This window comes from Desulfobacter sp., assembly GCF_050177295.1.
The window spans coordinates 1-7365 of the sequence record NZ_JBFXHE010000218.1; the positions used below are offsets into that span (position 1 = coordinate 1).

At 46.8% G+C, this 7365-nt stretch carries 7 protein-coding genes; 4 read left to right on the top strand and 3 right to left on the bottom strand.

The genetic code is table 11. The annotated features are described in order from the left end of the window. The coding region (locus AB7U36_RS14690; protein WP_428160484.1) for a tyrosine-type recombinase/integrase at positions 1-985 on the bottom strand (985 nt) is incomplete at its 3' end. Between the two features lie 656 nt (positions 986-1641). Further along, a complete protein-coding gene (locus tag AB7U36_RS14695; protein ID WP_428160485.1) occupies positions 1642-1935 on the bottom strand; it encodes a hypothetical protein in 294 nt (97 codons plus the stop codon). Positions 1936-2276: 341 nt separating this feature from the next. Here AB7U36_RS14695 and AB7U36_RS14700 point away from each other — a divergent pair, with 341 nt between their 5' ends. From AB7U36_RS14700 to AB7U36_RS14715, 4 genes are read left to right on the top strand one after another with little or no spacing between them, the layout of a single operon-like run. Beyond that, the gene (locus AB7U36_RS14700) at positions 2277-2708 is read left to right on the top strand and encodes a YebG family protein (RefSeq protein WP_428160225.1); all 432 of its coding nucleotides are present in this window, start codon (positions 2277-2279) and stop codon (positions 2706-2708) included. Positions 2709-2761: 53 nt separating this feature from the next. Further along, positions 2762-3493, top strand: coding sequence for an HlyD family secretion protein (locus AB7U36_RS14705; RefSeq protein WP_428160224.1), 732 nt, complete (start codon positions 2762-2764; stop codon positions 3491-3493). A 22-nt stretch (positions 3494-3515) separates the two neighbouring features. Further along, positions 3516-4037 (top strand): efflux RND transporter periplasmic adaptor subunit, encoded by a 522-nt coding sequence (locus tag AB7U36_RS14710; RefSeq protein ID WP_428160223.1) that lies wholly within the window; start codon positions 3516-3518, stop codon positions 4035-4037. Further along, on the top strand, positions 4038-7235 hold the full coding sequence (locus AB7U36_RS14715) for an efflux RND transporter permease subunit (protein WP_428160486.1): 3198 nt from the start codon (positions 4038-4040) through the stop codon (positions 7233-7235). A gap of 2 nt (positions 7236-7237) precedes the next feature. Here AB7U36_RS14715 and AB7U36_RS14720 read toward each other — a convergent pair whose 3' ends face one another. Next, positions 7238-7363: an iron dependent repressor, metal binding and dimerization domain protein gene (locus AB7U36_RS14720; protein ID WP_428160487.1), complete on the bottom strand. Its 126-nt coding sequence runs from the start codon at positions 7361-7363 to the stop codon at positions 7238-7240. Between the last annotated feature and the right edge of the window lie 2 nt (positions 7364-7365).

Sequence of the window (7365 nt, forward strand, 5' to 3'; positions counted from 1 at the left end):
TGCCGTCATTTAGTCCAGCTTCGGCTACTGCCCGGGGGAATGATTTTGAAATCTGTTTCCTTATCCCACCGGTTTTCCGGTCAGGGAAAATAAGATCCTGTTTACTGCCCTGGTATTTTGCCATAAAAAAGGACTGAATGTCTGCTGTCATTGATAGGGTTCTGGTCTTACTGGATTTTGTATCCAACAGGGTTATAAGGCCATGGTCGAGATCAACGTCCTTCCAGGCAAGTGAAAAGATTTCACCAGCTCTTAATCCACAGTGCAGGGATAGCAGTGCCATTTCGTATGTTTCCGGACTTTTTTTTTGAAGGATTTCCAACAGGGCGTGAGCCTCATCGTGAGATAGGAACCTGACCCGCTTGTTATCGTATTTTGGCTTTCTCACCTGAGTTGTGGGTATGTCCCCCTGGAAATATTTCAACCGTTCAGCATGACGAAATATCTGCCCCAGGGTGGTTAAAGTGTATTCAATTGTGCGTGGAGACTTCCGGGCAGTGGTCATTCCCTTTTTCAACCGTTCCAGGTCAAAGGCTGAAATCTCTTTTAACGGCTTGTCGCCCATGGTTGTTTTTATCCAAAGTCTGAAAAGCTGTTCCTCGGTTACAGCTGTTTTGATCTTCTTCTCCTGGGCTATGGCCGGATAATAGATTTCATCAAAATAGGTGGACAGGGATATGTTGTCTTTTCCCTCTTGTTCTTGCCGGGCTTGCTCCTGCTGCTTTTCCGCCTCAACCTTTGCCCGGACATCTGACAAACGGCTTTCTCCGTATCCTGTGGTAGCTGCCGCTTTGAGTTCGGCAAGTTTAAGCGCCACCTTTGAAGGAGTCCATCCTTCACTTGCCCAGCCAACACCTTCTTCTTTTCGTTTGCCGTCTTTCTGGTAACGAATGAAGAAATATTGATCCGGTTTTATGCCATGCTTCCTTGTTGTGTGTTCCCGGTATCTGACCCCAGGGTAATTTGTGCTTTTGTATTTTGACATTTGCCTGACCACCTTTCTCCGTTGTTGTGTATATCGGTTGGCCAACTCTGCCCCCACATAGCCCCCACTTTTAGGCTGACGTAAGGTGTTTTTATGTGAAATCAACTGAAAGTAAAATACTGTTCAGATATAATAATGTCAAGTGATATCAGTATGTTTATGTGGTTTTGTGAAAATTTCTGAAAGTGTTTAAAACTGACTTTTAATCAGTAGGTCCTGGGTTTGATTCCCAGATGGCCCACCACTACAGCAATAAGGCTTTCAGCGGTTTTTCGTTGGAAGCTTTTTTGCGTTTTAGAGACTTTCTGTGTGAGGGTCTGTGTCAGTGATGTCCGGTTAGGTTTTTGAAAAGCAAATTTAATGCAATTTTTTATAACCCACATGGGCCTCAAGCCCACAACAAACAATGAAACTAAAGACTCCAACAATTCAGGGCTAAAATGGGCGCCGCAGGCGCTTCGCCCTCTTGTTTCTTGTATCTTGTCTCTAGTTTCATATAAAACAGCCATGGGCTGACCTGACATATCAACTGACAGACATAGCCAACAACAAGCCTTTAAAGATTTGAGTACCTTACCCAGCCATTCTTATAAAAAAACGCATTTTTTTATTGACAAAAGCGTGGATAGAGGAGATTTATGCATCTCTGGTTCGGTTTAATAAGTCGGATAAAAATGGTTTAAATCAACCGTCCACATTGGCAGATAATCGCTACTGTCAAAACCTTTGTTAAGCCATAATCCGGGGAAACCGTTATCTTTAGGTTTGCTTAATCTGATAAAACATTCGCAGATATACAGCCAACCGTCTTTACCGATCAGCGGAAAACCTTTTGATGTTTTGATTTGTTCCCAGTCTGGCAGAATAAGTTTATAAAGGGCAATCAAGGCTTCTTCCGTGCTTTTGGACTGTTTAAAGATATGGTCAACTTGCTCTTTTGTTATTTCCATGAGACCTCTTTAACCTCCTGGCTTAAATCTCAAATCTTTTATTCTTAAAATAGTTCTAAATGCAATATAAGTACCATGATTGAAAAATATTTCTATACAGGATGTTATGATTTTCTGCGGGTGAGGGTGGGGGTGGTCTTCGATACTTTTTTATCCAATTCTTGGGTAAATTTTTTGTTATTTGGAAATCAATGCATACTGTTGGTGAAATATGTTTTAAAATAACCGATTGCCCTGGCAAAAGTAAAATAACTTTACCCAATCCTGTTTTTTTAATATGAAAGAGAAGTGTAAATAAACCGCTTTCCTTTGTTAAAGAATTTTATTCTCAAGGAGAAAAAATGCCTGTAATTGTCCAATATATTGTTGTCAGGGATGGAGATAAAAAGATGACATTCGCGACAAAAAAAGAAGCAGACGACTATGACAAGATGCTAGATATTGCCGACAATTTGTTTGATTTTCTTGAAAATTCCGATATCGTTCTTGATGAAACCCGCAAAGAAGAAATCTCCCTTTTGTTGGCTGAAAAACGCGATGAGGTGATGCCCATTTTAAGGGGCGTCTCCCCCAAAGCCGAAAACAACCGTAAAAAAAACGCATCTTCTTTGGAAACTGCCAAAATCCGGGGCAAAGCCGTTGCAAAACAGCCTGCGTCCAAACAGGCCGAGACCTCTGAAGCCAACACAGATCCTGAAGTCAAGCCTGTTGCCAAGTCTGGGGCCCAGGCCGTTCCCCCCATAAAGGGGGCATCTTCAAAAAAGAGTGGATAGACGGGATAATTCTTTAAATCCAAGTGTCGGCTTTTGGCCAAAGGAAAATACCTATGCCGTCTTTTTTATTTAGGCTGATGCGTGTGCTTGCAGTTGTGCTGTTTGCAGCAGGCGTGGCTTTGTGGTTATTTGTTTCTAAAGAAAAACCCCAAAAAAAGGAAATGGTTAATACGCCTCCCAAGGTGTTATGTGTTCCGGCAGTATCGGGCAGTGCTGATATGATCGTTGAAGCCTTTGGGACGGTTATGCCCCGAAACAGTGTGAAGCTGGCCATGGAGATTGCAGGCCGGATTGATTATGTCCATCCTGATTTCCGTGAAGGTGCAAGCATTCATAAAGATGAGATTCTTTTGCGCATTGACCAGCGCACCCTTGTCTTGAATGAAAGAAATGCCCGGGTCCTTGTGGATCAGGCCCGGGCCGATATCCGCCTGCTTGAACAGGAAATATCGAATTTAAAGGCAGATGCCGGGCTTGCCCGTTCTAATCTGCAACTGGCTGCCAAGGAGCTGGAGCGGGTCAGGGCGCTGGCTGAAAATCAGTTTGCATCCAAAACCAGTTTGGATAAGGTGGAACAACAGTATCTGTCCGCGAAAAACCAGTTGCAGAAAATCACCAATGCCCAGGAACTTGTCCCCTCACGGATGGCCTTGAAAAAATCAGCCTTGGCTTCGGCACAGGCTGCACTTGCAACGGCTTCTCTGATGCTTGAAAAATCCGAAATTAAAGCAGGCTTTTATGGCTTTGTGGTGGCCAAACAGGTCCAGGTCGGGGAAATATGTTAATCCGGGCCAGGTGCTTGGGGTGATGTATGAAAAAGATGCCCTGGATGTGGATATCCGTGTTCACCTTGAAGAACTTCAATGGCTGGGTTCTGTTTTTGAAAACGGGGGGCGGCCCCAAGTGATTATAACTATTGCCAATCTGGAAGGCGGACGATCTCCGTTGTGGCCGGGTCATGTGGTCAGAATTAAAGCCGCCATTGACGAAAAAACCCGGACCATGCCCATGACGGTGGAAATTGGTAGCCTGGATGTTAAAGATCCTTTGCTGCTGCTCAGACCCGGTGTCTTTGTTAAGTGCCGTGTCAAAGGGGAACAAAAAGAAAATGTGTTTAAGATTCCACGAACACTCATGCGCTCTCCCGATACCCTGTATCTGGCTAAGGCAAATCATCTCGTGATTAAGAGGGTCAAAGTGATCCGGCGGTTTGAAGACGATGTTTATATTACAGACGGCTTAACCCCAGGTGATCTGATCATTGAATCTCCCCTGCCCGGGGCTTTAGACGGTATGGCAATCACGGTTAAAAAGGCCGGGGAGAACTAAATGAAGGCCCTTGGCAAATGGTCGGTGGAGCATCGGGTTACGGTGAATCTGATCATGGTCTTTCTGATTGTGGCCGGGATGTTTACGGCCATGAACATGAAGCGGGAGATGTTCCCGCAGTTCTCTTTGGATATGATCAGTATTGCCGTGGATTACCCGGGTGCCTCCCCCGAGGATGTGGAAGAAGGTATCTGCATCAAAATTGAAGAACAGCTCAAAAGTCTTGAAAATATCAAAACAATGTATTCTACGGCGGTTGAAGGACATGCCGGCGTGGTACTGGAACTGGATGCCGGCACGGACATTGCCGCCAAGCTTAACGAAGTCAGAACAGAGATTGACCTGATTGACTCTTTCCCCACCCTGGCCGAAGATCCTGTGGTGATTGAGATCAAAAACAATGAGCCGGCCATTTATGTGGCTGTTTACGGTGATGTGGCCGAACGAACCCTTAAACAGACTGCCGAGAAAATCAGGGATGATCTGGTGGGTTTTGATGAAATATCGCTGGCAGAACTCATGGGGGTTCGGGAGTATGAGATCTCCGTGGAGATTTCAGAAGAAAATCTGCGCAACTTTTCCCTCTCTTTTGATGATGTGGTGCGCGCCGTGGGCTCGGGAAGCCTTGAATTGCCCGGCGGGCTGATCAAAACCAGTGGTGGCGAATTTTTAATCCGGGCCAAGGGCAAACGGTATACCGGTGCTGAATATGAACAGATTCCCCTGGTGACAAGGGCTGACGGCACTGTGGTCCGGCTCGGGGATGTGGCCCGGGTGGTTGACGGATTTGAGGATCTGGACCTTCAATCCCGTTTTAACGGGCAACCCGCTGCCATGGTGGTGGTAAAACGCACCGATTCCCAGGATACCATTGCCATCTCCAACCGGGTGCTTGCCTATCTTGATAATGCCCGGGACGATCTGCCCAAAGGGATAGGTCTTGGGTACTGGTACAATATAGCGGACATGGTTCAGGAGCGCATTGATCTTTTGCTCAAAAACGGAACCCAGGGGATTATCCTGGTGTTTGTGGTGCTGGCCCTGTTTCTGGATTTAGGCCTTGCCTTCTGGGTGGCATCGGGTATTCCTATCTCCTTTATGGGGGCGTTTCTTTTTCTGGAATACATTGGCGCGTCAGTGAATATGCTCTCTTTGTTTGGATTTATTATGACCCTGGGCATCCTTGTGGATGACGCCATTATTGTGGGGGAGAACGTTTATACCCATTACTCTGCCGGAAAAACACCCAAGCAGGCTGTCATGGCGGCCATGGAACAGGTGGGGGGACCTGTGGTCATGGCTGTGGTCACAACCATTGTGGCGTTTGCGCCTTTAATGTTTATCACCGGCATCATGGGAAAGTTTATCGCGGTCATGCCCGAGTCCGTGATTTGCATTCTTTTCATATCCCTTTTGGAAGCTTTTTTTATCCTGCCCGCACACCTGGAAAGCACCCTGTCCCACTCACCGGCGGGAGGCGGTATGCCAAGGATTTACAAGAAGTTGTTTTTCTGGGCCCACTGGCTTAAAACAGATGTTGCCTATATTCACAGCACCCTGAGAATCCGGATGGAAAAAGGACTGAATCATGTCATCTATGCCTGGTATCTTCCAATACTGCGCTATTGTGTCAAAAATAGGTATTTTACTCTGGTACTGGGCCTAGGATGTCTGATCATCAGTTTAGGACTGATTGCCGGCGGCCATGTGCCGTACACTTTTTTCCCGAAAAGTGATTCCAACTGGATGTATTCGGAGATTGTTTACCCTTTGGGCACCCCCTTTGATACCACCCAGAAAACAATTAAACAGATTGAAACCGGGGCCTTTAAACTCAACGATTATTTCAGGGATCGGGTTGAGGACAACAAAGATCTTATCGTAAATACCTTTTCCCTGGTGGGGGTTATACCACAACGGGACTGGAAAGAGGGGGTATCGGGCGGGCATTGCGGTATCGCCTGGATTGAGATTTTACCGTCTGCAAAGCGTCCGGATATCCTGGCTTCGGAGGTGACAAGCAAATGGCGGGAATTCACGGGTGATATTCTGGGGACTGAGCAGTCTACATTTAGCATTATCGGCAGCGGTCCCGGAGGAAATCCCATTGAGATCCGTCTGCACGGAAGTGAGCTTTCCCAAATGGAAGCGGCAGCCCAGGCCCTTAAGGAGGAGATTGCATCCTATCCGGGCACCTTTGACATCACCGATGATTTCAGGCCCGGAAAGATGGAAAAACAGATCTATATCCAACCGGGCGCCGAATCTTTAGGCGTGACTATGGCAGACATCGCCACCCAGCTTCGCCAGGGATATTATGGTGATGAAGTTCTTAAAATCCAGCGGGGAAAAGATGATGTCAAGGTCATGGTCCGGTATTCCAAGCAGGAGCGGGAGACCGAAGCCAGTATAGACCGGCTTCGCATCCGGACAAAGGACAATCGTGAAATCCCCTTGAACCAGGTGGCGCGCATTGAGACCCAGAGGGGGTACGCGACAATTAAGCGCGTGGACAGGCACAGGGTGATCACCGTGACGTCCGATCTTGATGAGGACACTGCCAATGCCCAGAATATTGTCAAAGATTTAAGTAAAAAATTTTTGCCTGACATGATCAAGCGCTTTCCCGGGATTCCCTATGACCTTGAAGGCCAGGCCAAGCGCAGCAAAGAGTCCATGGAAAGCCTGATCAAAGGATTTGTTGTGGCAATCATGATTATCTTTCTGCTTTTAGCAAGCCAGTTTCGCTCCTACAACCAGCCATTGATTATTATGACCGCTATCCCCTTTGGCCTGATCGGGGCGGTTGTGGGACATTTTGTAATGGGTCTGGATATTACCATGATTTCGATTTTCGGAATTGTGGCCTTGTCCGGTATTGTGGTTAACGATTCCCTGATCCTCATTGATTTTATAAATGTTGAAGTTGCCAAGGGGACAAAGGTGTTTGAGGCTGTGGTCAAGTCCGGTGAAACCCGGTTCCGGCCTGTGATTTTGACTTCCTTCACCACGGTGGCAGGCCTTGCCCCGCTTTTAACGGAAACAAGCTTCCAGGCCAAGTTTCTTATCCCTATGGCCGTGAGTCTTAGTTTCGGCCTGGTTGCAGCCACGGCGTTGACACTTATTTTTGTACCGGCCCTGTATGTGGTGATCCGTGAATTAACCTTGTTTGTGACAGGCGATCAGGATGTACCCTAAGATTAATTGTCTTCCCGGTGGGGACAGTCGTCCATGGTTTGAATAAAGGCCTGGAATTTTTTAAAGGTGGATGTGTCCATGGCATGCTCCATGCGGCACGCAGTTTCATCAGCCTTTTGTTCCTCCACGC

Bases quoted from the DNA above. Each gene is read 5' to 3' on its own strand.
- AB7U36_RS14710 (WP_428160223.1), top strand. From the start codon at position 3,516: ATGTATGAAAAAGATGCCCTGGATGTGGATATCCGTGTTCACCTTGAA.
- AB7U36_RS14715 (WP_428160486.1), top strand. From the start codon at position 4,038: ATGAAGGCCCTTGGCAAATGGTCGGTGGAGCATCGGGTTACGGTGAAT.
- AB7U36_RS14700 (WP_428160225.1), top strand. From the start codon at position 2,277: ATGCCTGTAATTGTCCAATATATTGTTGTCAGGGATGGAGATAAAAAG.
- AB7U36_RS14695 (WP_428160485.1), bottom strand. From the start codon at position 1,935: ATGGAAATAACAAAAGAGCAAGTTGACCATATCTTTAAACAGTCCAAA.
- AB7U36_RS14705 (WP_428160224.1), top strand. From the start codon at position 2,762: ATGCCGTCTTTTTTATTTAGGCTGATGCGTGTGCTTGCAGTTGTGCTG.